This window comes from uncultured Halomonas sp. (genome assembly GCF_947501415.1).
Lineage (GTDB): Bacteria > Pseudomonadota > Gammaproteobacteria > Pseudomonadales > Halomonadaceae > Halomonas.
Map to the genome: position 1 here is coordinate 22,055 of NZ_CANMVL010000005.1, position 25,844 is coordinate 47,898.

The following is a 25,844-nucleotide window of genomic DNA, read 5'->3' on the forward strand; positions in this document are numbered from 1 at the left end:
TACCAGTCTATGCGACGAAGGGCGCGTCTCACCGCGCAGGGCTGATAGAATGCGCATCACAGCAGAGGAGTATGCCCATGACACGTCGCAAGAAGACCCGTTCGCTGGCCGACAAGGTGCAGATTCGTACCGGTCGGCGCAAGGACTACAAGAAGTGGCGCCACGAGAATCCCGACCAGGTCACCTCGTCGACCCGCTACACCCAGAAGAAGCGTCAGCAGCGCAAGCTTCAGGCCGCCCGCAAGCAGGCTCGCCAGGAATCGGGCCAGGCCATTGATATCCATCCGCAACGCGATGCGCAGCAGGAGAGCAGCGAAGAGCCCGAGCGGGGAGGCACGCCGAGCTGATGCGTCTGGTTTCGTTCAATATCAATGGTATTCGTGCGCGTCTTCATCAGCTGGAGGCTTTGGTCACGGCCCACCGGCCGGCGCTGATCGGTCTGCAGGAGACCAAAGTCCAGGACGCCGAATTTCCCCGCGAGGCGGTGGAGGCGCTGGGCTATCGAGTGGTCTACCACGGCCAGAAGGGGCACTACGGCGTCGCGATGATGCTCGATACTGCCCAGTGTGGCGAGCCCGAGGCGGTCCACTACGGCTTCCCCGATGACGGGGATGAGGCTCAGCGGCGCATGATCGGCGTGACCCTGCGGCTGTCAGACGGTGAGCCGCTGACGGTATGGAATGGTTATTTCCCTCAGGGCGAGAGTGTCGAGCATCCGACGAAGTTTCCCCACAAACGGGCGTTCTACGCCCAGCTGGGGTCGCTGCTCGAGCATCATCATCGCCCCGACGAGCGTCTGGCGGTGATGGGCGATTTCAATATTTCGCCCGAGGATATCGATATCGGGATCGGCGAGGCCAATCGCAAGCGCTGGCTGCGCGAAGGCAAGACCAGTTTCCAGCCGGTGGAGCGTGAGTGGCTGGCGGGTATCAAGGCCTGGGGCCTCACGGACAGCTACCGGCTGCATTATCCCGAGGTGGCCGACCGCTACAGCTGGTTCGACTATCGCTCCAAGGGATTCGATCGCGAGCCGAAGCGGGGCCTGCGCATCGACCATATCCTGGTGACCGCCCCGTTGGCGGAGAAGGTGGTCGACGCCGGCATCGATTATGAGCTGCGCGGCATGCAGAAGCCCTCCGACCATGCCCCCGTATGGGCCGAACTTTCGCTGCCACAAGCGTGACGGCATAACGAGAAAGCCCACGCCGCGGAGGAGCGTGGGCTTGCCGAGGAGAGGGCTTGCAAGTAAGCACCTGCCGGCGCCATCGGTAGTGTCGATCAGCGCTCGATACGCTTGGCCAGGACCGGTGCCAGCTTCTCGTTCATCTCCTTGAATGCCTGCTCGGTGGTCTCCCAGTCGATGCAGGCATCGGTGATGGAAACGCCGTACTGGAGCTGGTCGAGATCCTCCGGCAATTTCTGGTTGCCCCAGCCGATATTGGACTCGACCATCAGGCCGATGATCGAACGGTTGCCGTCGAGAAGCTGGTTGGTGACGTTCTCCAGTACCAGCGGCTGCAGCGCTGCATCCTTGTTGGAGTTGGCGTGGGAGCAGTCGATCATGATATTGGGCTTGATGCCCGCCTTGTTGAGCTCCTGCTCTGCCAGTGCCACGCTGACGCTGTCGTAGTTGGGCTTGCCGTTGCCGCCGCGCAGCACCACGTGGCCGTAGGCGTTGCCGCGGGTGCGAATGATGGCCACCCGCCCCTTGTAGTCGATACCCAGGAAGTTGTGCGGATGGGCCACCGACTGCAGGGCATTGACCGCTACACCCAGGCTGCCGTCGGTGCCGTTCTTGAAACCGACCGGGCAGGAGAGGCCCGAGGACATCTCGCGGTGCGTCTGGGACTCTGTCGTGCGTGCGCCGATGGCTGACCAGCTGATGCAGTCCTGAATGTACTGAGGCGAGATCGGGTCGAGTGCCTCGGTGGCCAGTGGCAGGCCCATCTCGGAAAGCTCCACCAGCAGCTTGCGGGCCGTATGCAGGCCCTTCTCGATCTCGAAGGAGCCGTTCAGGTTGGGGTCGTTGATCAGCCCCTTCCAGCCGACGGTGGTACGCGGCTTCTCGAAGTAGACGCGCATCACGATATACAGGCTGTCCTTCACCTCGTCGGCCAGGCGGCGCAGGCGGCGGGCATAGTCGAGGGCGGCATCCACATCGTGGATGGAGCAGGGGCCCACCACCACCAGCAGGCGCGGGTCTTCGCCGTCCAGGATGCGCTGGATGGTATGACGCCCTTCGATCACGGTCTGCTCGGCGGCGTCGGTAAGCGGAATCTCCTGCTTGAGGGCTTCCGGGGTGATAAGCACGTCCTGTGAGAGAACGTTGAGGTTGCTGACCTGTTGATCTGTCATGCGATTTCCTGTGGGTCGTGTCTGCGCTGAAGGCCTGACGGCATGGTTGTTTTGGCTCTACTATACACCGGCCGGGGTAGGCCGGATCAATCGCGGGAACCTACTAAGAGCCGCCGGTGTCATAGCGGCCGCGTCCGGTGAGGATCCGCGGCTTGATGGATGAACAGGAAAAGGGAACACTTGTGCGACTCTTGATGATGGTCTTTGACCCCCAATCGCCCAGGCTTCAGGTAGACGCTATGCAAGCACGCCATATTGTTGAAGTTTCCATGCCTTACGGACGACGCTCCCCTTCCCGTCGCCTGATGACGGGGAGGGACTAGATGGGCGCCAGGGAAACCGACCAGCAGCTCGTCGAGCGAGCCCAGAAGGGTGATACGCGCGCCTTCGACCTGCTGGTGAGGAAGTATCAGCACAAGATCATCGGCCTGATCGGGCGCTATGTGCATGATCATGCCGAGGTGCAGGATGTCGCCCAGGAGGCCTTTATCAAGGCCTATCGTGCCCTGGGCAAGTTTCGTGCCGAGAGTGCCTTCTACACCTGGATGTATCGAATCGCCATCAATACGGCCAAGAACCATCTGGTCTCCAGGGGGCGGCGCCCGCCCGGCAGCGACCTGGATATCGTCGATGCCGAGATCCTCGATCAGAGTGGCCGCCTCTCCGATACCGAGACCCCCGAGGCGGCCATGGCCCGCGACCAGCTGAAGGGGGCTATCTTCGAGGCGATCGAGGCCCTGCCCGATGACCTGCGTACCGCGATCACGCTGCGTGAGCTGGAAGGCCTCTCATATGAGGATATCGCCACCATCATGGAGTGTCCGGTGGGTACCGTGCGCTCGCGGATCTTTCGGGCACGAGAGGCGGTCGACCAGCATATCCAGCCGCTGGTGACCACCTCGCGCAACCGCGAACCGGTGGGCGAGTGATGCCCGGCAGTATTTTGTCGATTTATTGTCGATTCGCTGAACTGACCGATGCTTTTGGCGTCTCAAGCAGTGTTCGACCCGTCAAAGGCGGTTCAGAGAGTCGGCATTCGTGGAGCTACCGTGAATGTCGACATCTGGGTGATAACGGATGCAAGGCCGGGGCCTTGCCAGGCTGAGGTGTAAAGAATGAGTCAGAACGCACGGGAATCGCTTTCTGCCCTGATGGACAACGAGGGCGACGAGCTGGAACTTCGCCGCGTGCTGAAATCGCTGAGTGATGAGCCCGATGCCGCCGACGCGTGGCGACGCTACCATCTGATGCGCAGCCTGATGAGGCAGGAGTCGGATGTGGATGTCAGTGTCGACCTGTCGGCGGGCATCCTGGCGCGCCTCGAAAGTGAGCCGGCCCCCGTCCTCGATGAGGATCGCCACGACGATGAAGCTCGGCCAGCTGCCGCTCGCCGCTCACTTCCGCTGGCACGCAGCGCCGGAATCGCCGCCGCGGTGTCGTTGATGGTGATCACCGGTGTGCAGTTCTACAACGGTGGCGGCCTGCCCGGCGGGGGGGCGACTGCCGATCTCGCCGGAGGCGCCCCGGAGGGTGCCACCCAGGCGTCGTCCGCCAGTCTGGCAGCCACCGGCATGCAGCGTCCGTCATTGGCGGACCTGCCGCTCTTCCAGTTGCCCCAGGGGGGCACCAGCGGCCTTATGACCGTTGGCGCCGGCATGCAGAGCACGCCGATGTTCCTGGCACCCAGCCAGCGGCAGTCGTTGATGGCCGATGAGGAGCAGGCGCGTCTGTTGCAATCCTATCTGGATCGTCACGCCGAAGGGACCGCCTACCGCAGCGGTGATGCCTGGATGCCGCTGCTGCGCGCCAGCGGTGGCGACAGCCTCGGTCAGCGCTGACGGGGGGTTGGCGATGCGCGTCTTTCGCAGCTGCGCCACGGTGCTTCTGCCGCTCATGCTGGTGGCGGCTGCACCTTCGGTCGTTGCCCTGGAGGCCACTCCCGATGATGACCGTTTCGACTGTCGTCTTCTCGCCACGGAGCCGACCCCGCAGACCGCCCGCGACTGGTACGAGCTCAATCTCTGGGCCGGCCACTGCTACCGCTATGATGCCCACGCGGTGCGCATCGGTTTCGATGGTGTGCGCACCCTCGTGATCAGTCACGACGTCAACGATGGGGTCGAGCGGGGCAGGGCGCGATTCCTGGATGGTCCCCCCGAAGCGTTCGAGCGACGCAGTCGCATCGGGCGCCTGGGCTGGTCGGAGGGCGGCTCTGCCCCCACGACCCCGGCGGGCATCGCGGCGAAGATCTCGTCTCACTACCGCCTGAGCCTGGCAGGTGAGGAGCGTATCGCCAACCGGCGTGCCTATCGCCTGGATATCTCGCCGCTCGACAGCTTTCGCTACGGCAAGCGGCTGTGGCTCGATGCCGAGACCGGCTTGACCCTCAAGCAGAGCCTGCTCGACGAAACCGGGCGCGCGGTGGAGACCTTTCAGCTGACGGTGCTCGAGCGGCCACGGCTGCACGAGGGCGAGGTGAGCATCGATGCTCCCCGCGAGGCGCCTCGGGATGCCTGGCGCACTGGCTGGCTGCCTGCAGGGTTCAGCCCTCAGCCAGTGGAAACGCACAGTGGGCGTCATGGCAGCGACGTGACCCACCGCCTTTTCAGCGACGGCCTTTCCACCTTCAGTCTCTTCGTTGCACCACTCGGCGAGATCGAGCCCCTGGCCCCCGGGCTGCATCGGCTCGGTGTCTCTCATGCCGTTGTGCGACATCGCGACCTGGACGGTACCCCGCGACAGGTGGTGGTCATGGGGGAGATGCCGCCGCGGGTGCTGCTGCGGGTTGCCGATGGCCTGAGCTGGGCCGCTGCGGACTCCTGATGTGGTAACGCTCTGATGTTGTCATTACTCATTTCGCACTGCTCATTTCAACCTAGTTCATCCCAAGCTACGCAGGAACCAACATGATGCGAACGCTGCGACACTTCTCCCTATGGATGCTTCTGGCCGTGACGCTGATGGCCTGGCAGGGGGCCATGGCCCGTGAGCTGCCCGACTTCACCGAGCTGGTGGAGGAGGCGGCACCCGGTGTGGTGAATATCTCGACGACCCGCATGGTGCAGAGCCGCAATCCCTTCCAGGGCTTCGGTGGCGAGGAGATTCCCGAGATCTTTCGTCACTTCTTCGGCGATCGCTTCCCGATGCCGCCGGGTCATGGGTCGGGGAGGCCTCAGGAGCGTCAGTCGCTGGGTTCCGGCTTTATCATCAGCGAAGATGGCTACATCATGACCAACGCTCATGTGGTCGATGGTGCCGACGAGATCCTGGTGCGCTTCAATGATCGCCGTGAGTTACCCGCCGAGCTGGTGGGCAGCGACGAGCGGACCGATGTGGCGGTGCTCAAGGTCGATACCGAGGACCTGCCGACACTGCGCCTGGGTGACTCCGATGGCCTCAAGGTGGGGGAGTGGGTCGCAGCCATCGGTTCTCCCTTCGGCTTCGATCATTCCGTCACGGCGGGCATCGTCAGCGCCATCGACCGAACCCTGCCGCGGGATGCCTATGTGCCGTTTATCCAGACCGACGTGGCCATCAACCCGGGCAACTCGGGTGGCCCGCTGTTCAACCTCGAGGGTGAGGTGGTGGGGATCAACTCCCAGATCTTTACTCGTAGCGGTGGCTTTATGGGGTTGTCGTTTGCCATCCCCATCAATGTGGCCATGGACGTGGCCGACCAGCTGCGCAGTGACGGTGAAGTGCGCCGTGGCTGGCTGGGTGTGATGATCCAGCCGGTATCGCGGGACCTGGCGGAGTCCTTCGGCATGGATGAGCCCCGTGGTGCGCTTATCGCCGATCTGGACCCCGAGGGTCCGGCGGCCGAGGGCGGCCTCCAGGCCGGCGACGTCATTCTCGAGGTTGATGGCGCCCGGGTGCATGACTCCAGCACCCTCCCGCGGTTGATCGGGCGTACCGCACCGGGGAACGATGTCGAGCTCGAGCTGATGCGCGACGGCAAGCGTCGCTCCCTCGAGATAACGCTGGGTGACTGGCCCGACAGTGGCAGTGCTGCCGAGGCTAAGGCCGATGACAGCCAGCAGGCGCGCCTGGGGATCACCGTGACCGAGCTGGATACGTCCGAGCGCAAGCGTCTCGGGATCGAGGGTGGGGTGCGCATCGCCTCGGTCGACCCCGCCGGGGCCGCCGCAAGAGCGGGAGTGCGGGCCGGTGACGTCCTGGTCAGCATCGACCATCGGGACATTACCGACGCCTCACAGCTGGTCTCCCTGGCGCGTGATCTACCCACGGATCGTGCCGTTCCGGTACGCCTCTATCGTGAGGGGCGTTCGTTGTTTGTCGCGCTGCGCCTGGCCGGCGACTGACCCTCACTCGACGCCAACTCACCAGCAGCCCGACGGTCTTCCCGTCGGGCTGCTGTATCTGGCACCGGCATACCGGTACAATGCGCCTATCCTGGCCGCCGGCCAGTGTCGCTGTGCCCGGCCCCGGCCCGAACTCTATTCAGGTAGAAGTCCCCGATGTCCCAAGACGCCTCCTTCGACAAGCTCAAGCATATCCGTAACTTCTCGATCATCGCCCATATCGACCATTGACCTCCGGCCACTGGCCGACACTACCCGCCAAAACCTCCCCGCAAGACCGCATTCTCCCTGCCTTTTGCAAGACGCTACCAGACACAGAAAGACGCCAAGCGACATAGCCAGCCACTAGAAATCTGTACTTGTGTGTGTACATACTCGGCCTCTCGAACATTGATGCTGGGGAGCATGTACACATGGCGCTTACCGACGCCTGGCTGAAGGCCGTCCACCGCAAGCCGCGCGACACCACCACCGAGAAAGCCGACCGTGACGGGCTTGGGGCCAGGGTGACGCTCACCGGCAAGGTCGTTTTCCAACTCCGTTTTCGCCACCAGGGCAAGGCGGCCCGCATGGATCTCGGTACCTATCCGGCGATGACGCTGAAGCAGGCCCGGGATGAGGCCACTCGCAGGCGCGGCCAGCTCGAGCAGGGGCACGACCCGCGGACCATGAAGCGGGTGGAGCAGATAGCCATCGCCGACGCACCCACCAACGAGAAGCTGATCAGAGAGTGGCACGAGCGATACTGCAAGGAGCGCAAGGCAGGCGAGAGGGAAATCCTGCGCAGCTTCGAGCTGCACGTCTTCCCGACTCTGGGCAGGTTGCCGGCAGACGAAACGGGGCTCCGGCAGTGGATGGATCTTCTCGAGCCCCTGGCCGAGCAAAAGCCGCGCATCGCCGAACGGGTTCTGAGCAACATGAAGCAGGCCCATAAGTGGGGCGCTCGCCGTGGCATCGTCGAGCATCAGCCGCTGGCAGCGATCTCTGCCAAGGAGGATCTGCACGTCAATCGGAAGCGGGTGAAGGGCAGGGCGCTTAGCGATGCCGAGCTGTGGCTGATATGGCAGGCCATGGAGCGCTCGAGGATGCCGCTTCGTTCGCGGCTGTTTGTGAAGCTGGTGCTGCTGTATGGGTGTCGACCAGGAGAGCTGGTCGGGGCAAGGCGGGAGGAGTTCGATCTCAAGGAGGGGGTCTGGGAGATACCACCGGAGCGGCACAAGACGGGGAGGGTGACAGGCCGGGCGTTGCGCCGGCCTGTCATCGAGGAGGTGGCGCCGCTGCTGCGGCAGGCCATGACGTTATCGCGTCACCCTGACCTGATGTTCAGCGGCGAGTCGAAGGCGATCCCGCTCAATGATCGCTCGGTGTTGAGCTATCCCTACAACATCATGCGGGTAGTGAAGAATCAGCTGGGGAAGGAGATGGCCCATTGGTCGATGTACGACTTGAGGAAGACGGCTCGCACCAACTGGGCCACGCTGGCCGAGCCGCATATCTGTGAGCTGATGCTGGGTCATGTGCTGCCAGGCGTCTGGCAGGTTTACGATCGTCACGACTACCTTGAGGAGCAGGCGGCAGCCTACCGGGCCTGGCATGACAGGCTCATGCGGCTTGTCGTCGATCCTCCCACGCCTTGATGTCGCTCTCTCGCCACCGCGACTCGGCGCCGTGGCCGCCCTGGATGACGGGTCTGGGGAAATCGCCGTTCTGCTGCCAGCGATGCAGGGTGCGGGTAGAGCGCCCGTAGCGCTCGCACAGCTCACTGGTGCTGATCAGTCGATCGTCAGTCATGGTCTTCTCCTCCTTCCTCTGCCGCTTCCTGAATCTCGATGGCCTTGTCCAGCAATGCGCCGCGACGGATCATCCCGAGGCCCTGGGACTGGTTGTAGAGCTCCTGCAGTGCCTCAGCCTGCCACTCGGCCTTCAGTTTGGGGATACAGCCGGGGCAGTAAATGCCCATCGTATATACAGATTTCTCTGGGTCGCCCCAGATAGACTCCAATCTGTCTCGTCCAAATCGATCGCCATCATAGATAATTTTTTGATTGCATCTTGCGCAGCAGATGTAGTCGGACTTGGCCATCACGTCTCTCCTTCGGCTTGGCGGCGGAGTTCACCCTCCAGCGCTGCAACTGGTATCGCTTCAAACACGTCATGACGGTTGCTGTAGTTTCGGACCCTTCGGGCCTGCTCCAACGCCTCCGCCTGCCACTGGGCCTTGAGGCGGGCGAGGGAGGTGGCGGGGGTTTCGGCGAGGGTCTGCTCCATTTCCTCGGGCCACATAACCAGTGCGGCGTAGACGTCCGCCCCCATGTCTGTCGCGATTTCTGCAAGCATCGAGATCCTGTCGCGGGCCAATTCCAAAGCGCCCATCAGGCGAACCACATGCGCCGCCAGGGCGTCCCGCTCTGCAACAATCCTTTCTATCGCATCCAGTGCTGGCCCCGGGCCGTTATAGCCTCCGCTGTCGATACCGACGATCTCCTCCATGCGCTGAATCGCAAAGCAAAGCGTTCGGAAAGACTGCGACTCATATTCTGCCCGACGCTCGGCCTTACTTAGCTGCTGAGCCAACGCCTCCACCCTGGCCGGCGCCTCCCGGGGCAGGTTGGTGCCGGGGTCGAGATCCAGCGTGGAGCCGATGCGTTGGAGCGCCTCACCCAGGCCTCGCGTGTTGGCCAGCTGCTCCTCGAGCCTGTCTACCTGGGTGGCCAGTGCCTCCTTCTCTATCTCCAGCTCCTCGATGCGCGCACACAACTGATCCTGCACCGCGTCGCGCTTTGCTGCTTCGGTCATGGTGTCCTCCAGTGCTGGCTGATGTGGCGCGTTCCACAAGTTGATTGGCGGCAGGCTGAAGCTGGGCCAGCGGATCTTCATGACAGCCTCCCCATCATCGGCCAGGCGCGCACCACATCATGCGAGTGGTGCCGGCTGTTGCCCCGGGACAATGCTTCGTTGAGCATGCCCCGCCAGGTGTCGGTCAGCTCGCTCAGCAGCAGTGCTTGCCCGGTCTCTATCTCGACGCTCTCGATATACTCATCGCCCCGTTCATCGCAGAACACGGCGCTGACCTCGATACGCCAGCGCTGCGGACTGCCGGCGGCATAGTCGGCCACCGCATTCCAGCGGCTGGCCGGCACCGTCGGCGGGAAGCGCCAGTGGCCAGTGAGGCCGTGGACTACCTCGCCATCGCGCTCCTCGATCACCGGCACGCCCTCATAGCAGGCGCCGACCAGCCAGCGACTAGCCCGATGCCTCGCCATGTCATAGCCGCGCTGACCCATACGCCTGGCACGAGCGCGTGAATCGCCTTTGGTGGCGGCGCGTCGCTGCTGTCGGTTCATGTCAATCTCCTTACCTACCCGATGATCCAAAACCGCCGACCCCGCGCTCGGTTTCCGGCAGCTCGCCCACCTCCCGGGCCTCTGTCCAGCAGGGCACCACCACCAGCTGTGCGATGCGATCCCCGGGCCGAAACTCGGCCAGGTCCATGCCGTGATTTACCAGACTGACGTGTATCTCCCCGCGGTAATCCTCGTCGATCAGGCCTGCCAGGCGGTCGATGCCCTGACGATCGGCCATGCCGGAGCGGGGCCATATCTGCCCGCAAGTGCTGGGCGGCAGGGCGACGGCGATGCCGGTGGGCAGCAGCATGCGCTGACCAGGCGGCAGGTCGATGCGCGCGGTGCAATAGAGGTCGAAACCAGCACTGCCATCGGTGGCTCGGGTGGGCAGGGTGGCGTCAGGGGTAAGGCGTTTGAACTGGATCATGGGGTCTCCTCAATCTCGTCTCGTGTCAGCTTGGCCTGCATGGCCGGAACGCCCCGCCGGTAAACGTGGCGGCAGTGCGCGCAGTAGATCGTGGCCCACTGCCTGGGACTCCCGTATAGGCCCCAGGTCAATCGGCGCTCGTTGCAGCAGGTCATGTGTTCCCGCTGGTTCGCAGGTCAACGTCAGGAACTATCGCCTCGGGCTTGAACACCACGCGATAACGGACTGTGCTGACGCCCTCCGACTCGAGCTGCTCCGATATGTAGGTGACGTTGTCGGATAGCCCCATCTGGTGCTTCTTGAATCGCCCTTCTCCAGTCTTGCAGGTGACGGTGATTGACTTACTGCTGCTTCCTGAGCCGATAGAGCAAAGCCCCTGGATCTCAAGCATGTAGCGATCGGTGATTCCGTTGTAAAAGACGATGCGACGATTGATCTCGAAGTTGTCTGCTGCCCTGGATAGGTTTCGGGATGCCACATCGGCATCGTTGCATCCAGCGACGAGAGTGGCGGCGGCCAATGTGATGGCGATTGCGGTCTTTTTCATGCTCCCTCCAGAATCAGGAAGCCCGCCGGGTGGCGGGCGGGTTGGCTGCCGGTACTTGGGGGCGCCCCGGTCAGGCGTCAGTCAAAAGGGATCTCATCGTCGAAGTCGTCGAAGCCACCGGTATTCGGCGCTCCCTGGCTGCCTCCCTGCTGGGGCGGTGGCTGCTGCTGACCACCCTGCGGCGCCTGGCCCTGGAGTGGCTGCAGTGGCGCCGGCTGTTGCCAGTTCGGTCCTTGTCCGCCGCTCTGCTGCCCCTGCTGCTGGCCGCTTCCCAGGAACTGCATATCGCGGATGACGAACTCGATGGCGTTCCGGTTGTTGCCCTGCTGGTCCTGCCACTTGCGCTCGCGCACCTCACAGCTGACGCGGATCTGCGATCCCTTCGTGAGGTACTGCTGGGCCAGCTCGGCGGTCTTCTTGAAGGCCACGCAGTTGATCCAGCTGGTCGCCTCTTGCTTGCTGCCTGATTGCTTATCGCGCCAGGTCTTGCCGACCGCCAGGCGGATATTCGCCACCGCATCACCGGAGGGAAGGAAGCGAACCTCCGGGTCGGCGCCGAGTCGTCCGGTGAAGTGACAGGCGTTCAAGTCATTGGCCATAGGGCCTCCGTGTGCTGGAAATGGAGCGGGCCCCGTAGGGCCCGATGTCGTCAGGGTGAGAAGGTGCCCAGCAGGCATTCGAGCTCGGGGAGCGCTGCCTCTATGCGGCTGGCGAACTCGCTGGCGATCTCCTGCTCAGCGGCATCGAGCGCCATGGCGCGCAGCCGGAAGCCGGGGCCGCCCTTGGTCAGGCTGGCGACGCGCATCTCGAGGTTGCGCTCCTCCAGACCTTCATAGGGAGAGAGGCGCCAGGTGATCATCGCCGGCAGGCGCTCGGCATTCTTCACCGTGACCTTGCTCATCACACCGACCTGCGAGCTGTGCTCCTGCTTCTCGCTGTCGATGCTGGTCAGGTCGTCGATAGAGACCTTGCGGAAGGCGTTGACCACCTTGCCGCGCTCCAGCGCTTCGCCCTTGCTGTTGGCGAAGGTCATCAAGTGCCCCCAGTCCTCGAGCAACTCGACGATGCCCTCCTGGTCATAGGTGTTGCCATTGGCACGACGGAAGGCGACGAACTCCGGCGTCTTGGGCAGCGACAGCGTGGCCGTGTGGTCACAGTGCCCCGGGGCGTCATAGTGGCCGATGTCGAGAAAGCAGCGGGCCGCCATGTCGTCGCGATCGATGAACACCGGCGTCTTCGCCGCGGCGCGCTCACTCAGGTAGCGAGTGAAGTCGCCGAGCCCCTTGGTGGCGAACTGCCCGCGGAAGCGGCGGCGCTGGTCCTGGTATTTCTCAAGATCCTGTAGGCTGAACTGTTCGCCAATTACGATGGCGCTTCCGCCGGCGACTTCGGTGCCGGTCTTGTGGAGCTGCTCGAGATACTGGAGCGCGTCTTTGGTCAGGCTCACTGGTCATTCTCCTGTTGCTGTTGAGCGGGCTTGCGGTGGGCGTGGCCGATCATGTCGAACTGATTCTTGGGCTCGAGGGTCATCTCGCCGCCCTGGTTGACGTACATCACCGTCTCGGTGGTGTGGTCCTCGGCGGTGGCGCCGTGGGCGGTGGGGACCTTGAAGGCCAGCTTGTGGATCACGCCGACCTGGCTACCGGAACCGATGTTCTCGATGGTCAGCTCGAGCGAGACCTTGGCCTTCTTCTTAGGGCTGTCCGTGGCGGATGCCGCGGCGTGGCTGAGGATGGTGCCCAGGCGCTCGGCCAGGACGCCGCCGTCCAGATCCTCGAAGAACCTGGTCACGTCTGTTGGGTGTGACATGGGAATGCCCTCCTGGGGCGAGGTGAGGGGCCTGGCGGCCCCGGGTGGGTGATCAGTCGTCGCGCTCGGCGATTTTGATCGGGAAGTCGCCCATGAACTGGAGGGCGATCTCGACACCGGTGATGAAGCCGTTATGCAGGTCGGTGCCGGGCTGGAATTGCGGCGCTTCATCGTCTTCGTCGCCGTTCACGCAGAAGCGAACCGGCTTGTCGCGGTAGGTCAGCACCGTCTGCAGCTGGTCACGCTTATGGTTGAAATGCTCCTGGGCCAGCATCAGCACCTTCGCGGCGTCATCGCTGACCCTTCCCGAGGTGACCCTTTCGGCCATCTCGGCGAACTCTTGCTGGAAGTCCATGTTGGTCTCCGGGTGGGTGTCAGGCGGCCTCGTTGCGAAGCCGGGATTCGTACTCCTCAACCAGGGCGCGGAACTGGTGGAGGTCGTCGGCGAGCTGGCTGATGTAGTCCTCGTCGCGCTCGATGCGCTGGCGGAACAACTCCTTGCCGACCGGCTCCAGCCAGGGGCAGTACATGATGAAGTCGCACCACTGGCGGCCTGTGATCCACATGCCGCCTTGGATCTGGTCGATGTACTCGGCCACGGCGTTGCCCGGGTCGCTCCAGGTGTCGCCGATCTTCTGGCAGTTGGCCGGGCACTTGATCTCGATCAGCCCCTCGTCGCCGACCAGGCCGTCGCTGGAGTAGCCAAAGGCGCGGTCGTCGGTGAGGATCAGGCCCTTCTCGCTGGCCAGCAGGCCGGTCTCGGCCTCGTAGGTCATGCGCGCCTCGGGCTCCAGCTCGGTACCGCGGCGCATCTGCCAGGTCTCGAAGGCGGGCGATACCGGCTCGCCGGCGATGCGCTCCAGCGCCACCTGCCAGGCGTACTCGATGGCCTTGGCCGCTGGGTCGCCGGCCTTTCCGTTCTTGCCGGCCCGGGTGAGCTTGGCCCGGGCGTCGGAGAAGCGACTAGCGGTGATGACGCCAGAGCGGGCATCCAGCCATGCCTGGCTGCCCTGGGGCTCGTTGATCAGGATGGTCATGCGGTCTCTCCTTCGTAGGTTTCGCCGGCCTCCGGTGCGGGCTGGGCGGCCTTGAGCTGCTCGCCTCGGCTCTCGACCTCGGCCTTGAAGCGGTTGTAGGCGGCCATGTCGCGGGCCTTGCGGATCTCGGCGATGCCGTCGCGCCACACCTGGGCGAGCGCCTCGGTGGTCTCGGCCTGGCGGGCGAGGTCGCACCACTTGCCGGCCAGCTCCGGGTCGGGCTGGGGCTCGGCGGGTGCCAGACCCTCGTTGCCCTCGGTGTTGAGGTGGTGGATGGCCTGCTCGAGCTGCTCGGTCTTGGGCCAGAACTTGTAGGCGCGCTTGACGCAGGTCTTCTTGGCCATCTCGCCCCAGTCGGTCACCCAGGGGCAGGACTTCTTCTTGCTGATCCAGGCCTTCCATGCGCTCGAGCGGTCGCGGATGGCGTTGACCTCCTCGACGCTCATGGTCTCGGTGAGGTAGTCGCCGTCGCTGGTCTTGACCACGACATAGACGCCGATGACATCGCCGCGATCCTTGGCGAAGGGATTGAAGCTATGCGTCGGCGGCCGGTCCATACCGTTCAGCTCGAAGCGGTCATTGGCCAGCACCAACTCGGCCTGTGCCCAGCGGATGGCGCCGCTAGCCATGGCCAGGTCCATCAGGCCCATGTAGCTGATATCGAGACAGACCTTGCCGTCCCGGGGTACCAGGTAGGCCTGCTTCTTGGCGGGGTTCAGCGAGATGCCGATGGCGGCGATGTTGGTCACCGCGTTGACGACGGCCTGGCGGTTCTTCATGGCCACGCTGAGCATGTAGTCGTTGCCCTGGATGGCCTGCACCGCGAAGCCGGCCTCGCGCTCGAAGTTCAGCCCGGGCTCGCTGAGCACGGCGGCGAACGAGTCGCGAGTGGCGTAGATGTCGTCGCGGATGGTGGCGACTGCGTTGTTCATGGGATACCCTCGTGATTGATCTGCTTCCGGTGGATCATCCGGCCCCGCCCAGCTCCACCTGGACGGGGCTTTCTTATATCCCGGCGTCTGCCAGGCGCTCGCCAAGCTTTACCCTGGCCGGCACCTGCTCGACGGAGATGCCAAGCCGTTCAGCGATCTCATTGTTCGTCGCGCCTTTCTTTCTGAGGCTGTAGGCCGCCTTTGCGATGGTGCGGCGCTGCTGGTCGTATCGCTTGCTCATGCCGCTAACCCGTTCTCGCACTGCTCTCGGGCCAGCTCTGCCGCCCACCGGTTGACCTCAAAGTTCCCGTCTCGCGTCTCGGTGTAGGCGATCACCATCTCCTTCACGCTGGTCTCGAGAGACAGCTCGTCAACGCCGCTGGCGAGCAGCCCCTGGTCGATCAGGTGTTCGGCAAACGACAGCAGGGCGTCCTCGTTACGCTCCTCGATGGCCTCGACAGCCAGCTCGGTGAGCTTCTCGATGTCTCGCTGTGTGGCGCGGCGCTGCACGCCGATGGTGTAGCTGTTCATGACCACTCCTCGATCGTTCTCTTTGGCGGCAGGATGTCGCCATCCTCGCCGACGGTGGCCCCAGGCTTCGTCGTCCACTCGTCTTGTGTTTCGCCGGTCACCCAGGGGGCGGGGCGGTAGTCCTCGGGGCGCGGAGACTGTTCGTAATGACTCATGCGACCTCCCGCTTGTGCTTTCCGATCAGCTCGACCAGCTCGTCTCTCAACTCTTGCAGACTCAGCTCGCCATCCTTCGGGTGGGTGCTGGCCTGAATTACCCGGGGCTTGCCGTCGATCTCGACGTAGACGCTGGCGTGGGTAACGGTCTCGCCGGCCCGCTCGGGATGGCAGCCCTCGCTGTACCCGGCATAGATGCCCACATCGCGAGGGATGGCGTGTGTCAGTCGCCGGATGCTGGTCAGCAGCTCTTCACTCTGCGTCTGGTGCATCGCTCTTCTCCTCGGTGAGGTTCTTTATCGCTTCGCGCACGATGCCGATGTCGAGCTTGCGGGCGGTGACTTCGTAGATGCCCTGCTTGGTGACGATGATTTCGCAGCCGCCGACCTTCTCGAGATGGCGGATCACTGGCCGGAAGTGGCTCTGGTCGACCATTACGCCCTCCATATCTTCAGTGGGTGGGTTTGCCCGGTAACCCGATGCCAGGCCAGGCGGTAGCGCCATTTGTCTCGGCGGTCGGTGATGATGGGCTTCTCGGGGCCGGTGATGATGGCCTTCGCCCGGTGCTGGGCACGGCTTTCAATGACGGTGGGGCTCATGGCTTCCTCCGATCTGCAAACCACGAGAACGCGGCGAAGCCGCCGGTGACGATGACGATCAGCATCATCGCGGCGAGCTGGTCTTCGGTGATCATGCGGGCCTCCTTTTGACTGTGGTGATCAGGCTGGCCGGAAGACCCAAGGTCTCGGCGGCACGCTTCGCTTGCCTGCGTGATGCGTAGAGCCCCAGGTCGGCCCTTGGAGTAATGCGCCCCTGATGGCTTTCTCTCAGCAGATACTTAGCTGTCATCTGTCGGCTCCCTTAGCTGCCGCTCGAGGCGGCGTTGTTCGTGATAGGCGTCGATGTCGCGGCGCTTGGCGTAGCGCGATGTGGCGCGGTAGTCGTTGCGGATGCGGCTTTCTTGCTTTGTGAGTGGCGTGGTCGGCGCTGTCGCTACCATCTCGACCTCCTGCAGAAAGCCCGGCGAGGTGCCGGGCGTCAGATGGTGTGCTGGAGATAGGCCGCCACCGTGGCGATCACGATCCAGCCCCAGATAGGGATTCGCGGGACGAGATAGACCAGCGCGAAACCCACGATGAGCCCCGCTGGCATCAGGCCGATCAGCCAGGTGGCGTGCTCCATGTCGACCTCCTCGGCCAGCGAGCGGTAATGGGGCCGGCGCATTCTCAGCCCACCGGCAGGCTATTCGCCGCACTGCGTGGCGGATCACGTACATCGGGAAGGGCTCGATTACCGACGCGCTTGGCTCAAAGCGCTCTGGCTGAGCTATCTCCACGGTGCGAACCCTTCCCGATGGGCCGATACTTCAACAGCCTCGGCCTGGCGTACTCCCAGCGATCTCTCGCAGATCCAATCCACTACGGATGGCTGGGCTTTTCGTTGTTAAAGAGCGGGGCCCTGGTGATTCCTGGTAGTGCCTGGCGAAATGCCGCTGACACTGCTAGGGCCGGGTGGTGCTGCGAACCGGTTGCGCCGTGTTCGTGTAGCTAAAGTTAGCTTGGCGCTAAAGTTTCGTCAATAGCGCGAAGCTAAATTATTTTAGCGGGACGAGAAAATCCCACCAGAACAGCGGGCTGTGCGAGATGGCTTACAGGAGATGAGGCCGGCAGGCTGTGGCTTAGGCGGCGGGAGTTGCTATGCTGTGGGGGTGACGCCGGACGAATGCGGCCTTCGGGTCGCCGGGACACGCCGCGTCACAGCTCGCGCTTCGCCCTGGCCATGGATGGCCGGGGCGTTTTGCGTTGGGGCGGGCACAAAAAACCCGCCGAGGTGGCGGGTTATGATCAAGTAAACGTTAGGTGAACGCTTTGGCTATAATCTTTGAAAAATCTTTAATAATTTTCTTGAAGCATCGCCGAAACTGACAAATCCCACGATAATGCAGCCGAAGCTTCCGCCAATAGAGATGATTGCAGCCTTCTCAGGTAGAAAGAATGATAAGAGGGATAAGATGAACGACAACCCTATCCAAATGGCAGATTGGGTTATGGTATCCCAAAGATGATTAATGTGTCCGGTTTTTCTTAAATTAGAAAGAAATGGCTTGTCAATAACAGTAATGATCGCTGCGGAAGCAGCGATCACAAAGCCGAGAAGAGTGGCCGAGCTAGTAGCCAAAGCAGAAGCTGAGCCATATATGTCATTGCTGGTGTCGGCAAGTGGTGACTTGTAGACCCCGACAATACAGATTGACAATACAGCCAGCTTTAGCGCAATGCTAAGCAAGGTTCGCTGATGGGTTTCCAAATATGCTTTCGAGACTGTCATTTAGCCCCTCTTTGGCTGCTGCCATTGATGTAAACATATCAGACTCAATCGGGTACCGCCCCCTCACATCAACGGTCACCTTGTCTTTTAACCTGTCTGCTATTAGATCAATAGGATAGACAATCCCATCGTCATTAGCCATATCCATTTTGAGAGATCGTACCTTAGGCATGCCCTTGATTGATCGCCAAGCGTGCCTCATGGCATCTTTGAGCCTGTTGGTATCATCGTCATCACTCCTAAGGTCTGAGTTGATTGACAGCTTGACATAGGAGCCGCCGGCCCCACTAAGCAAGTCCATCAATGCCTCACTCCAGTCATCCTCGGGGTAAAGGTCTGGATTAGTGGGGCGAGCAAAACCAGCCTGAACACTCACAGGATGCAAGTCACCGCGCATGAGTCGCTGCATAGCATCTGGTTGCAGTACTGGATCAAAGGCGACGGAATGACCCGCAAACCTACTGAGATAATGACCTAGCGCAATAGCGGTACCTGCATGCCGGTTTGCTTGCATTACGAGTAGGCTGTTTTCTCTGTAAGCTAGGAAGTGGTTCTTCTCAACTAAGCCTTCATCGTCTTCTAAATCGAGCTCCCTTTCTTGCTGGCCAGTTCTTCCTGCATGTGGAAGGTGGTCTTTGCGAATTTTTGCGAAAACGCCAGAAATGACTCCATCTTCATGGCGTCGAAGGTGCCTCACCTCTAAGTCAAAAGATTGCTTATACTCAGGCGGGCAGCACCCCTCGGTGAGATAGTTTTCAAGGAAGTCATGGAAGTTAAATTCTATATCGTTAGGAGTGAACGACGAAAAGAAGTCAATGATATAGTTTCTTTCAGCCAAGATAGCCTCCATGCGAGGTTGGTTGATTTAGATGCCTTAGATAATCGTCGCTCTTGTTTAAAGGCGTGTCTTACTCCCGGTTGACTCATAACCGAGTCTTGGCCTCCACGGCAACGCCGAGGATGCGGCACTTGCCGTTGATGGGGATCAGCGGGTAGGCGGGGTTCAGCGCCTTGAGGTAGCGCCGGCCGCTGTCTTCCACCAGCTGCTGAAGGTCGCTTCGTTGCTGCCATCCGCTCCGTCATAAAAAGACCTCCATCAGAAGGCTGTGTCGAGTGCTCGGGCCTTAGCTTTCTGGTATTCGCCTTCTGTCAGGGCACCGCTTTTCCTGAGCTCATGCAACTGGTAAAGCTGGCCGGAGAGCGTCTTAGGCTGAGGCTCCCCTAAGGCGTTGACCGTGTTGCGCTCATTGATCTTGATGATCGCCGACAGCATGGCGTGCCACTCATTGGCTTTACGCAGCGCGTCCCGGGGAGACGTGCTGCCAGAGAGTGTTGGTTCGATGAAGTCGATCACATGAACGGGGTCCTGGAGGTCGTTGACAGTAACCTTCAGCTTGACCCCCTTGGCATCTACCGAGGTGGTGGTTTTTCCAGATAAGCCGCCAATGATGGCGCCGACGCCGCCAAACAAGGCGCCACCAATCGCCGCTCCAGCAAACTGGCTGGCTCGGGAGGTCTTGGTCACGCTTTTGCCGTCGAGCAGCACTTCAGATTCGATCAGGTCGCGGGCATCGAGGTAGCGGCGTTGCGCGCCGCTGACCAGGCATAGCCGAGTTCGTGAGGCGTTGACCGCGAGGCCGACCACGGTGTTGGAGGCTAGTGGGCACCTGATCAGCGTGCGCTCTGGCTGAAACTCGTCGGTCGCGATGTATTCGGCTAAGCGCTGCTTCCTCTCGCTCTTCTGTTCGTTCTGGTAGAGCAGCCACATTGCCAGAGCGAACAGCCCCAGAACCAACACCACCAAGATCCAGAAACCCGCCCCCATGCCTTGCCTCACTGTTATTTCTAGCTTTAAAGAGTCGCTGTGCCGGCTTACAGAAAGTTTTCCACCCAAAACACCCGCCCGAGGATGCGCGGGGCTTCAGGATCGCCGGTGTGATAGATCTCCTCGGGGTACTCGTCGGCATTCTCGCTGACCACCCGCATGCGCCCCGGCGGCAGGCGGTAGAGGCGCTTGATGCGCAGCATGCCGTCATGATCCAGGGCGTAGACCTGGCCATCGGTGATGGTGCGGCAGCCCTTGTCGATGCCGATGGTGGCGCCATCCTGAATGGCCGGCGTCATGGAGTCGCCTTTGGCCACGGCCAGGGCGGCATGCTCCGGCTGCACACCGGCACGCGCCAGGCGGGGGAGCGAGAAGCGCTCCTGGGCGCCGTGGTTCTCGATGACCTGGGTGGCACCATTGCCCGCGGCGAACTCGACCTCACGGTAAAGCGGTAACCACACCTCATCGGGGCGCAGCGGCTCACCACCCTCGACAATCTCGACATCCACCAGCTCGGCATTGCTGTCGGGTGCGGCAGAGGTGCGGCTCGACGCAAGCTGCAGCCCGCGCTGCTCTACATCCAGCCAGCCTGGCGCCAACCCCTCCGCGCGCTCGATCTTTCGGGCGAGTTGGTCCCCCAAGTTTCGATTCGGATTTTTGGAAGTAATTTGGCTGACCGTGGACGCCGACGTATCCCACTTGTCAGCGCATGCAGCTTTAGTCCTTCCGCGCATAAGGCCCAGCAAGTTGGCCCTGCGAATCTCATAGATGTCCATGCTTCTAGAATCGCAGGCATTAGCACTGCGATAAATAAGCGCAGAGCTAACTTCGTGCTTGCAAAATGATTAGCGCAAAGCTAAATTATGAGCATTGCAGAGGAGAAGCTTATGTCCCAACAACTTCGCGACTGGCTAGGCCGGACAAACACTAATGAGCGCCAAGATCTGGCAGATCTTGCCGGCACCTCTGTCGCTCACCTCTGGCAGCTGGCCGGCGGTCACCGGAAAGCGTCTCTCGAGCTTGCTAAGCGACTAGAGGATGCCTCCAAAGGGGCTCTGACCATTGAGGGTCTTCGCCCTGACATCTTCATGGATCGGCCCAGCCGAGCCGCCTGAAACCCCACCGTCCGCCTGTGAAGGCCGCACGACCTCTCAGCAATGAGGAAAGCCCATGTCTCGATACCTAAACGATGATCGCCGCTACAAGGCGGAAGGTGAGCACCTGGCGCGCGGCGTGCGTGTGCGCTTCACGGAGGATGAATACGACGAACTGCGCGCCGCGGCCGAGATGCGTACCGAGGGGCGCCTGGCTCCCTATCTGCGTGACCTGGTACTCGAGGCGCACGAGGCAAGGAAGGAGGGGCGGGCCCGGCTGCTGGCTCGCCTGGCGGAAGATCAGCCGCTGGACGACCGCGACCGCCAGGTGCTGGCCGGCATGCTGGCCAGGCTCGCCGAACGCGGCCTGATGATGAGTGCGGATACCGCCGAAACGCTACAGGCCTAGGGCCAACAGAGAAAGGGAGGTCGAGTTGATTGACAGAAATACGGTGGCGTTGGCCATGCAGCAGATGACCCCCGAGTCACAGCAGGCGGCTCGGGATGAGGCGAAGCGCCGCGGCGTGGATGCCACGGACGTGGTGATGGAGCGGTGCCTGGAGCGGATCGGCGAGCAGCTGGACGAGGTTCGCCGCCAGCGCCATAGGCCGCGGGCTCAACTCCGAGTGGTCTAGGGGTGCGCGGCACTGCCGCGCATGTTCAGTAACTGGTAGGCCCTGTGAGTCAGCGAAAGGCACTAGTAGGCACTGCTGATCACGGGGTGGGTACGAAAAAGCCCGGCGCTGCTGGGGAGCATGCCGGGCTTCATATCACAAGCAAGGTGACGAGGTAAGTATGAATCAGATAGCGAAAACCCACAACCCGACCATGAGCAGCCGCGAGATCGCGGAGCTGACTGGTAAGCGCCACCACCATGTGGTGCGTGATGTGCGGGCCATGATCGATGCGCTCGGAGATGAACCAGATCTGGGTCATCTCCGAGAAGAGAAGGATGCCCGCGGCTACACCTCCTGCTTCCACCTCGACCGCTACTACTCCGAGGTGCTGGTGACCGGCTACGACGTTCATCGCCGGGCCGCTGTCATTCGCCGCTGGATGGAGCTTGAGCAGAAAGCCGCGCCGTCGCTGCCCGACTTCAACGACCCCATCGCTGCCGCCGAGGCATGGATCGAAGCCAAAAAGGCCGAGCAAGTCGCCATTGCCACCAAAGCCGAGATCGGCAGTCGGCGAGAAGCCACGGCCATGGCCACTGCCAGCACGGCCACTCGGCGAGCCAACCAGCTTGAGCGCGACCTCGATCGCTCCAAGGACTACTGCACGATCAAGCGTATGTCGATGCTGACTCATGGCCAGAAGTACAACTGGCGCCTGCTGAAGTCCGCATCTCAAGACCTGGGCATTCCTGCCATCGACGTGTTCGACGCCAACTACGGCACCGTCAAGGCGTATCACGCCGACGTGTGGATGGAAGCCTATGGGCTGGAGGTGGTGGCATGAGCAACCTGGCGCATATCTCAGACCACGAGCGTTTCGAGGGGCGTGAGGCTCCTCAGAAGCGAAAGGGGGCACAGTTGGAAGACGGATACGTCCGGACCGCCAACGCTCTCGTTGAGGCGCTGTGTAAAGCCCCTCTGACGAGCAGGGAGGCCCGCGTCGTTCGAGCAGTAGAGCGGGCCACCTTCGGGTGGGATCGCCCGGCTGCGCGTCTCTCTCAGAGCGTTCTGGCGAAGATGACCGGCCTGACACCCAAGCGGTGTAGCGAAGCCGTGAACAGCCTGCTGGCCAAAAAAGTGCTTCGCCGTGATGGAGGCTCACAGTCTCCCATCGGCATCAACACTCGTGTCGACGAGTGGGATTTCTCGTCTCAAAAAGCCCGAGTGTCCCCAAAACGGCAGCCTGATCCAAATTGGGGACTCCGACCCCAAGATGGGGACGAAAAACGTCCCCAAGATGGGGACACAGATACAGACACTACAGACAGATTAGTACCTAAAGGTACTAATGAGTCGTCGAAAGATTCAAAGCCGAAATCGAAGCCACGCAAGTGGGGCGAGGAGATTGACCACGAGCTGGTGACCGAGATGGTCGCCGCCGTGAGTGCTGACCTCGAGGCCCCTGTGAAACACAACCCCACCACCTGGGCCAACGAGTTCCGCCTGATGCGGGAGCGTGATGGCCGCAGTGTCGAGCAGATCCGCTACCTGATCACCTGGACGGCAGGGCATGAGTTCTGGTCAGGCGTCGTGCTGTCGCCGAAGAAATTGCGCGACAAGTGGGACCAGCTCGCCAAGCAGGTCAAGCAGCAGCGCAAGCCTGCCGCACGCCAGGACGGCCGCCTGGGCTTTGCCCAGCCCAAGGCCACCGGTACCTACACGCCGACCGACATGGACAACCTGCCTGACTGGATGAGGGACTGATCATGACCGCACCGCTGACCACCACTCCCGAAGTTCGTGGCCACCTGACCCGGGTGCTTTCCGGCCAGGCCGAGGTTCGCAACGAGAGTTGCCGGATCCACGGCGCCTACGCCGCGACGCTCATGCCGAACGGCAAATGGTCTGGCTGCCCTGAGTGCATCGAGGCCGACAAGGAGCAGCAGCGCCAGGCAGAGATGCGAGAGCGCGCCGGCCAGGCCAGTGCTGGGCGCCTCGAGAAGCTCCGCGAGGGGTCGCTGATTCCGCGTCGTTTCCAGGGCCGCTCCCTGGAGGGGTTCAACACCGACGGGCGCCGGGACAAGGCATTCGCCCTGACCGCCTGCCAGCGCTACGTGGAGCGTTTCGCCGACCGCCTGGAGCAAGGAGGCGGCATGGTGCTGACCGGCTCCGTGGGCGCCGGCAAGAGCCACCTGGCCTATGCCATCGGCAACGCACTGCTCGACCGCGGCTACCGGGTCATGGGCATCGACGTGTACGAGCTGATCGACCTGATCAAGGAGCGCGCCTTCAGCCAGAAGGGCGGCAGCGAGCGTGAGGCAATCAAGGCCTTCGTCGCTGGCCTCGACCTGCTGATCCTCGACGAGATCGGCGCTCAGCTGGGCACCGAGTGGGAGCGCCTGATGCTCTTCAAGATCATCAACGAGCGCTACAAGCAGATGCTGCCGACGATCCTGATCAGCAACATCGACGCGGCCGGCCTGGGGGAATACCTGGGCGAGCGCATCGTCGATCGGATGACCGAGGGGGGCGGCATGACGCTGACGCTGGACTGGGAGAGCTACCGCAAGGAGGTGGGTCATGCGTAAGCCCAAGACCTGGATGGAATGGACCCCGGAGCAGGACGAGCTGCTGGAGACGCTGGTGCTGGAGGGCGTCTCCCATCGGCAGATTGCCGAGAGAATGGAGCGCTCGCTGGACTCCATTCGCAGTCGCTGCAGGCACCGCAAGATCCGCAAGCCGCGCGACGATGTGTGGAGCGATGAGCAGATGGACTTCCTGATTCGCCAGTACGGCAAGCACGGCTGGACGTTCCGCCGCATCGCCGACGAGTTGCCGGGCGAGCCTCGCCGCACTCGGCTGGCGTGCAAGGACAAGGCTGTACGCCTGGGGCTGACCGAGGGTAACTCTCGCGGCCATACCCAGAAGATCCCGAAGATCTACGTCGAGCGCTGCCTGATGCTGGCCATGCAGGATTTGACCACCGTTGAGATCGCCGAGCGACTCGGTGTGTCGCCGGCCTGGGCGATGCGCACGATCAATCGTAGCCCCTACCACGCTGAGCGCTACAAGGAGCGCGAGCCGATACGCCGAGGGCATGGGCAGTCCATCCGCCGAAAACAGGAGGCGGCATGAGCAAGGAGCTGATCTACCGCATCGAGGGTCTGGGCGATCTGCGCACCAAGATGGAGGCCGTGTGGGCCATGGTGTGCCGGGGCATCCAGGCCGGGGCCGTGGAGGTGGTGGTTCGCCGGCCAGGCCGGGAGCTGGGCCAGAACGCCAAGTTCCACGCCATGATCGCCGACATCCACCACCAGGCATTCCGGGGCTACTCGTTCGATGGCGTGAAAGCGGTGTTGGTCAACCAGTTCGCGCTCGAGATGGAGGAGCAGGGCACGCCGCTCAAGAACCCCGGGGAGCGTGTCTGGGACTGGAAGACCAAGGAGCCGGTATACGTCCGGCCCACTACCACCAAGTTCCGCAAGGCAGAGGCGGGGCAGTTCATCGAGTTCCTGGGTGCCACCGGTGCCGAGCTGGGTGTCGAGTGGAGCGAGCCGGCCCAGGCCGTTTATGACGAATACAGGGAGGCCGCATGATGCTGCCGAATCAATCCTACCTGCCGACCAAGCCATACCGCTCCCGGGCCTGGCTGTCCGCCGTCCACGAGCTGGAGGAGTGCGTGCTGTGTGGTGCGCATGGCATCCAGGCGGCTCACAGCAACCAGGACCGGGGGCGCGGGCAGAAGGCCAGTGACTGCCTAACCGCAGCGATTTGCCCGCCATGCCACGGAGAGATCGACAACGGCCGTCACCTGAGCCGCGAGGAGCGCCGCGCCCGGCTCGACCGGGCCATTGTCCTGACAGTAGACCAGCTGGCCCGCCGGGGCCTTATCGACGCAAGGAGGGGGTGATGGATATGGAGCGCGATGAATTCGGAGTGTGCGCGAGCTGTGGGGCCATGGAGGGGATGAAGCACATGCGGAACTGTGAGCATTACCCCAAGCCGGCGCTCGATGTGGGCGCCCATTACCGCTGGGAGATCCGTCGCCGCATCACCGATACGGACATCGCACGGGGCTGGGTACGGGTCAAGCTGGATCCCTACCGCATCTGCCGCGTCGCTGGTGTCGGCGGCGGTCCGCACGAGCATGCCACCAAGAAGCTGTTGCGCGGCGAGGCCAAGGGCCACGAGGCAAGGGAGCTGATCCGCGAGGCGCGCGCCTGTCTGGATCGATGGCAAGAGATGCTGGATGAGGACGAGGAGGAAGCGGCATGCAGATGATTTCGTCAGACGCCGGTACCCGGCTGGCGAAAGCCGGCGTGGCGCTCGAGGAGGCCGAGAGGGCGATGGAGTGCGCTGCAGCAGCAATGCCCCGGGACTACTCGCTTCTGCATAGCGACTTCATGCAGGCCGCTCGCGCCCTGGCCGCTGAGCTGGTGGCGAGCGGTTATCACGACCTGGATGGAGGGGAGGCATGATTCTGGTTTATGGCGGGTCACTGGTGATCGGCGGCCTGGTGGCAGG

At 62.6% G+C, this 25,844-nt stretch carries 42 protein-coding genes and 1 pseudogene; 18 read left to right on the forward strand and 25 right to left on the reverse strand.

The window, feature by feature from the left end:
• Positions 1-77: 77 nt before the first annotated feature.
• Together Q0894_RS03675 and xthA are read left to right on the forward strand one after the other, a co-directional pair.
• Positions 78-347 (forward strand): hypothetical protein, encoded by a 270-nt coding sequence (locus Q0894_RS03675; protein ID WP_299231614.1) that lies wholly within the window; start codon positions 78-80, stop codon positions 345-347.
• Positions 347-1,183: an exodeoxyribonuclease III gene (xthA, locus tag Q0894_RS03680; RefSeq protein WP_299231616.1), complete on the forward strand. Its 837-nt coding sequence runs from the start codon at positions 347-349 to the stop codon at positions 1,181-1,183. Before Q0894_RS03675 ends, xthA begins: the two co-directional genes overlap by 1 nt.
• A 95-nt stretch (positions 1,184-1,278) precedes the next feature.
• On the opposite strand, the gene Q0894_RS03685 is transcribed toward xthA, so the two are convergent.
• Positions 1,279-2,355, reverse strand: a complete 1,077-nt coding sequence (locus Q0894_RS03685) for a 3-deoxy-7-phosphoheptulonate synthase (RefSeq protein WP_299231618.1) — start codon at positions 2,353-2,355, stop codon at positions 1,279-1,281.
• 323 nt (positions 2,356-2,678) lie between these two features.
• Here Q0894_RS03685 and rpoE point away from each other — a divergent pair, with 323 nt between their 5' ends.
• The 5 genes from rpoE (at position 2,679) to Q0894_RS03710 (ending at position 8,314) form a co-directional block, all read left to right on the forward strand.
• A complete protein-coding gene (gene rpoE, locus Q0894_RS03690; RefSeq protein ID WP_132044000.1) occupies positions 2,679-3,284 on the forward strand; it encodes an RNA polymerase sigma factor RpoE in 606 nt (201 codons plus the stop codon).
• 186 nt (positions 3,285-3,470) lie between these two features.
• Positions 3,471-4,193, forward strand: a complete 723-nt coding sequence (locus Q0894_RS03695) for a sigma-E factor negative regulatory protein (protein ID WP_299231621.1) — start codon at positions 3,471-3,473, stop codon at positions 4,191-4,193.
• Between the two features lie 13 nt (positions 4,194-4,206).
• Complete coding sequence (locus Q0894_RS03700) at positions 4,207-5,178, forward strand: MucB/RseB C-terminal domain-containing protein (RefSeq protein ID WP_299231623.1); 972 nt, start codon at positions 4,207-4,209, stop codon at positions 5,176-5,178.
• A gap of 83 nt (positions 5,179-5,261) precedes the next feature.
• Positions 5,262-6,677: a DegQ family serine endoprotease gene (locus Q0894_RS03705; protein ID WP_299231625.1), complete on the forward strand. Its 1,416-nt coding sequence runs from the start codon at positions 5,262-5,264 to the stop codon at positions 6,675-6,677.
• Between the two features lie 413 nt (positions 6,678-7,090).
• Positions 7,091-8,314, forward strand: coding sequence for a site-specific integrase (locus Q0894_RS03710; protein WP_299231626.1), 1,224 nt, complete (start codon positions 7,091-7,093; stop codon positions 8,312-8,314).
• On the opposite strand, the gene Q0894_RS03715 is transcribed toward Q0894_RS03710, so the two are convergent.
• The 24 genes from Q0894_RS03715 to Q0894_RS03830 all read right to left on the reverse strand — a co-directional run bounded on the left by Q0894_RS03715 (position 8,280) and on the right by Q0894_RS03830 (position 20,253).
• A complete protein-coding gene (locus tag Q0894_RS03715; protein WP_299231628.1) occupies positions 8,280-8,468 on the reverse strand; it encodes a helix-turn-helix domain-containing protein in 189 nt (62 codons plus the stop codon). The genes Q0894_RS03710 and Q0894_RS03715 overlap by 35 nt on opposite strands.
• The gene (locus Q0894_RS03720; RefSeq protein WP_299231630.1) at positions 8,461-8,760 is read right to left on the reverse strand and encodes a hypothetical protein; all 300 of its coding nucleotides are present in this window, start codon (positions 8,758-8,760) and stop codon (positions 8,461-8,463) included. Before Q0894_RS03720 ends, Q0894_RS03715 begins: the two co-directional genes overlap by 8 nt.
• Entirely contained in the window at positions 8,760-9,554 is a 795-nt protein-coding gene (locus Q0894_RS03725; protein WP_299231632.1) for a hypothetical protein, read from the reverse strand. The genes Q0894_RS03720 and Q0894_RS03725 overlap by 1 nt, the downstream gene beginning before the upstream one ends.
• Complete coding sequence (locus Q0894_RS03730) at positions 9,551-10,021, reverse strand: hypothetical protein (RefSeq protein ID WP_299231634.1); 471 nt, start codon at positions 10,019-10,021, stop codon at positions 9,551-9,553. Before Q0894_RS03730 ends, Q0894_RS03725 begins: the two co-directional genes overlap by 4 nt.
• A 10-nt stretch (positions 10,022-10,031) precedes the next feature.
• The gene (gene dut, locus Q0894_RS03735) at positions 10,032-10,448 is read right to left on the reverse strand and encodes a dUTP diphosphatase (RefSeq protein ID WP_299231636.1); all 417 of its coding nucleotides are present in this window, start codon (positions 10,446-10,448) and stop codon (positions 10,032-10,034) included.
• A gap of 151 nt (positions 10,449-10,599) precedes the next feature.
• Positions 10,600-10,995, reverse strand: a complete 396-nt coding sequence (locus Q0894_RS03740) for a hypothetical protein (RefSeq protein WP_299231638.1) — start codon at positions 10,993-10,995, stop codon at positions 10,600-10,602.
• A gap of 77 nt (positions 10,996-11,072) precedes the next feature.
• Positions 11,073-11,594: a single-stranded DNA-binding protein gene (gene ssb, locus Q0894_RS03745; RefSeq protein ID WP_299231641.1), complete on the reverse strand. Its 522-nt coding sequence runs from the start codon at positions 11,592-11,594 to the stop codon at positions 11,073-11,075.
• A gap of 50 nt (positions 11,595-11,644) precedes the next feature.
• Positions 11,645-12,442, reverse strand: a complete 798-nt coding sequence (locus Q0894_RS03750; RefSeq protein WP_299231643.1) for a DUF2303 family protein — start codon at positions 12,440-12,442, stop codon at positions 11,645-11,647.
• Positions 12,439-12,804 (reverse strand): hypothetical protein, encoded by a 366-nt coding sequence (locus Q0894_RS03755; protein ID WP_299231645.1) that lies wholly within the window; start codon positions 12,802-12,804, stop codon positions 12,439-12,441. Before Q0894_RS03755 ends, Q0894_RS03750 begins: the two co-directional genes overlap by 4 nt.
• A 52-nt stretch (positions 12,805-12,856) precedes the next feature.
• Positions 12,857-13,159 (reverse strand): hypothetical protein, encoded by a 303-nt coding sequence (locus tag Q0894_RS03760; protein ID WP_299231647.1) that lies wholly within the window; start codon positions 13,157-13,159, stop codon positions 12,857-12,859.
• Positions 13,160-13,178: 19 nt separating this feature from the next.
• The gene (locus Q0894_RS03765; protein WP_299231649.1) at positions 13,179-13,841 is read right to left on the reverse strand and encodes a lambda exonuclease family protein; all 663 of its coding nucleotides are present in this window, start codon (positions 13,839-13,841) and stop codon (positions 13,179-13,181) included.
• The gene (locus Q0894_RS03770; RefSeq protein WP_299231652.1) at positions 13,838-14,773 is read right to left on the reverse strand and encodes a recombinase RecT; all 936 of its coding nucleotides are present in this window, start codon (positions 14,771-14,773) and stop codon (positions 13,838-13,840) included. The genes Q0894_RS03765 and Q0894_RS03770 overlap by 4 nt, the downstream gene beginning before the upstream one ends.
• A 73-nt stretch (positions 14,774-14,846) precedes the next feature.
• Entirely contained in the window at positions 14,847-15,014 is a 168-nt protein-coding gene (locus tag Q0894_RS03775; RefSeq protein ID WP_299231654.1) for a hypothetical protein, read from the reverse strand.
• The gene (locus Q0894_RS03780) at positions 15,011-15,304 is read right to left on the reverse strand and encodes a hypothetical protein (protein ID WP_299231655.1); all 294 of its coding nucleotides are present in this window, start codon (positions 15,302-15,304) and stop codon (positions 15,011-15,013) included. Before Q0894_RS03780 ends, Q0894_RS03775 begins: the two co-directional genes overlap by 4 nt.
• Positions 15,301-15,459, reverse strand: a complete 159-nt coding sequence (locus Q0894_RS03785; RefSeq protein WP_299231657.1) for a hypothetical protein — start codon at positions 15,457-15,459, stop codon at positions 15,301-15,303. The genes Q0894_RS03780 and Q0894_RS03785 overlap by 4 nt, the downstream gene beginning before the upstream one ends.
• A complete protein-coding gene (locus Q0894_RS03790; RefSeq protein WP_299231659.1) occupies positions 15,456-15,731 on the reverse strand; it encodes a hypothetical protein in 276 nt (91 codons plus the stop codon). Before Q0894_RS03790 ends, Q0894_RS03785 begins: the two co-directional genes overlap by 4 nt.
• Positions 15,712-15,894 (reverse strand): hypothetical protein, encoded by a 183-nt coding sequence (locus Q0894_RS03795; RefSeq protein ID WP_299231661.1) that lies wholly within the window; start codon positions 15,892-15,894, stop codon positions 15,712-15,714. Before Q0894_RS03795 ends, Q0894_RS03790 begins: the two co-directional genes overlap by 20 nt.
• Entirely contained in the window at positions 15,894-16,058 is a 165-nt protein-coding gene (locus Q0894_RS03800) for a hypothetical protein (protein WP_299231663.1), read from the reverse strand. Before Q0894_RS03800 ends, Q0894_RS03795 begins: the two co-directional genes overlap by 1 nt.
• A gap of 239 nt (positions 16,059-16,297) precedes the next feature.
• Positions 16,298-16,459 (reverse strand): PA3496 family putative envelope integrity protein, encoded by a 162-nt coding sequence (locus Q0894_RS03805; RefSeq protein WP_299231664.1) that lies wholly within the window; start codon positions 16,457-16,459, stop codon positions 16,298-16,300.
• A 38-nt stretch (positions 16,460-16,497) separates the two neighbouring features.
• Positions 16,498-16,683 carry a hypothetical protein gene (locus Q0894_RS03810; RefSeq protein ID WP_299231665.1) on the reverse strand — a complete coding sequence of 62 codons (186 nt, stop codon included), beginning with the start codon at positions 16,681-16,683 and terminating at the stop codon, positions 16,498-16,500.
• A 648-nt stretch (positions 16,684-17,331) separates the two neighbouring features.
• Complete coding sequence (locus tag Q0894_RS03815; protein WP_299231667.1) at positions 17,332-17,787, reverse strand: hypothetical protein; 456 nt, start codon at positions 17,785-17,787, stop codon at positions 17,332-17,334.
• Positions 17,738-18,625, reverse strand: a complete 888-nt coding sequence (locus Q0894_RS03820; RefSeq protein WP_299231669.1) for a DUF6731 family protein — start codon at positions 18,623-18,625, stop codon at positions 17,738-17,740. The genes Q0894_RS03815 and Q0894_RS03820 overlap by 50 nt, the downstream gene beginning before the upstream one ends.
• A gap of 258 nt (positions 18,626-18,883) precedes the next feature.
• Entirely contained in the window at positions 18,884-19,612 is a 729-nt protein-coding gene (locus Q0894_RS03825; RefSeq protein WP_299231671.1) for a hypothetical protein, read from the reverse strand.
• A 47-nt stretch (positions 19,613-19,659) separates the two neighbouring features.
• The gene (locus Q0894_RS03830) at positions 19,660-20,253 is read right to left on the reverse strand and encodes a helix-turn-helix transcriptional regulator (protein ID WP_299231673.1); all 594 of its coding nucleotides are present in this window, start codon (positions 20,251-20,253) and stop codon (positions 19,660-19,662) included.
• 529 nt (positions 20,254-20,782) lie between these two features.
• On the opposite strand from Q0894_RS03830, the gene Q0894_RS03835 reads away from it, so the two are divergent.
• The 11 genes and pseudogenes from Q0894_RS03835 (at position 20,783) to Q0894_RS03880 (ending at position 25,798) form a co-directional block, all read left to right on the forward strand.
• Positions 20,783-21,115: a hypothetical protein gene (locus Q0894_RS03835; protein WP_299231675.1), complete on the forward strand. Its 333-nt coding sequence runs from the start codon at positions 20,783-20,785 to the stop codon at positions 21,113-21,115.
• A gap of 25 nt (positions 21,116-21,140) precedes the next feature.
• The gene (locus Q0894_RS03840) at positions 21,141-21,341 is read left to right on the forward strand and encodes a hypothetical protein (RefSeq protein ID WP_299231676.1); all 201 of its coding nucleotides are present in this window, start codon (positions 21,141-21,143) and stop codon (positions 21,339-21,341) included.
• 160 nt (positions 21,342-21,501) lie between these two features.
• Positions 21,502-22,164 carry a Rha family transcriptional regulator gene (locus Q0894_RS03845; RefSeq protein ID WP_299231678.1) on the forward strand — a complete coding sequence of 221 codons (663 nt, stop codon included), beginning with the start codon at positions 21,502-21,504 and terminating at the stop codon, positions 22,162-22,164.
• Positions 22,161-22,508 (forward strand): annotated as a pseudogene (locus tag Q0894_RS15735) (replication protein); the annotation flags it as partial. The gene Q0894_RS03845 and the pseudogene Q0894_RS15735, both read left to right, overlap by 4 nt.
• Before the next feature lie 231 nt (positions 22,509-22,739).
• Complete coding sequence (locus tag Q0894_RS03850; protein WP_299231680.1) at positions 22,740-23,084, forward strand: hypothetical protein; 345 nt, start codon at positions 22,740-22,742, stop codon at positions 23,082-23,084.
• Positions 23,085-23,086: 2 nt separating this feature from the next.
• On the forward strand, positions 23,087-23,908 hold the full coding sequence (locus Q0894_RS03855; RefSeq protein ID WP_299231682.1) for an ATP-binding protein: 822 nt from the start codon (positions 23,087-23,089) through the stop codon (positions 23,906-23,908).
• Entirely contained in the window at positions 23,901-24,455 is a 555-nt protein-coding gene (locus Q0894_RS03860; protein WP_299231684.1) for a hypothetical protein, read from the forward strand. Before Q0894_RS03855 ends, Q0894_RS03860 begins: the two co-directional genes overlap by 8 nt.
• The gene (locus Q0894_RS03865) at positions 24,452-24,916 is read left to right on the forward strand and encodes a recombination protein NinB (protein WP_299231685.1); all 465 of its coding nucleotides are present in this window, start codon (positions 24,452-24,454) and stop codon (positions 24,914-24,916) included. The genes Q0894_RS03860 and Q0894_RS03865 overlap by 4 nt, the downstream gene beginning before the upstream one ends.
• The gene (locus Q0894_RS03870) at positions 24,913-25,230 is read left to right on the forward strand and encodes a hypothetical protein (RefSeq protein ID WP_299231686.1); all 318 of its coding nucleotides are present in this window, start codon (positions 24,913-24,915) and stop codon (positions 25,228-25,230) included. The genes Q0894_RS03865 and Q0894_RS03870 overlap by 4 nt, the downstream gene beginning before the upstream one ends.
• Positions 25,230-25,601: a hypothetical protein gene (locus Q0894_RS03875; protein WP_299231687.1), complete on the forward strand. Its 372-nt coding sequence runs from the start codon at positions 25,230-25,232 to the stop codon at positions 25,599-25,601. The genes Q0894_RS03870 and Q0894_RS03875 overlap by 1 nt, the downstream gene beginning before the upstream one ends.
• Positions 25,592-25,798: a hypothetical protein gene (locus tag Q0894_RS03880; protein WP_299231688.1), complete on the forward strand. Its 207-nt coding sequence runs from the start codon at positions 25,592-25,594 to the stop codon at positions 25,796-25,798. The genes Q0894_RS03875 and Q0894_RS03880 overlap by 10 nt, the downstream gene beginning before the upstream one ends.
• Positions 25,799-25,844 lie beyond the last annotated feature (46 nt).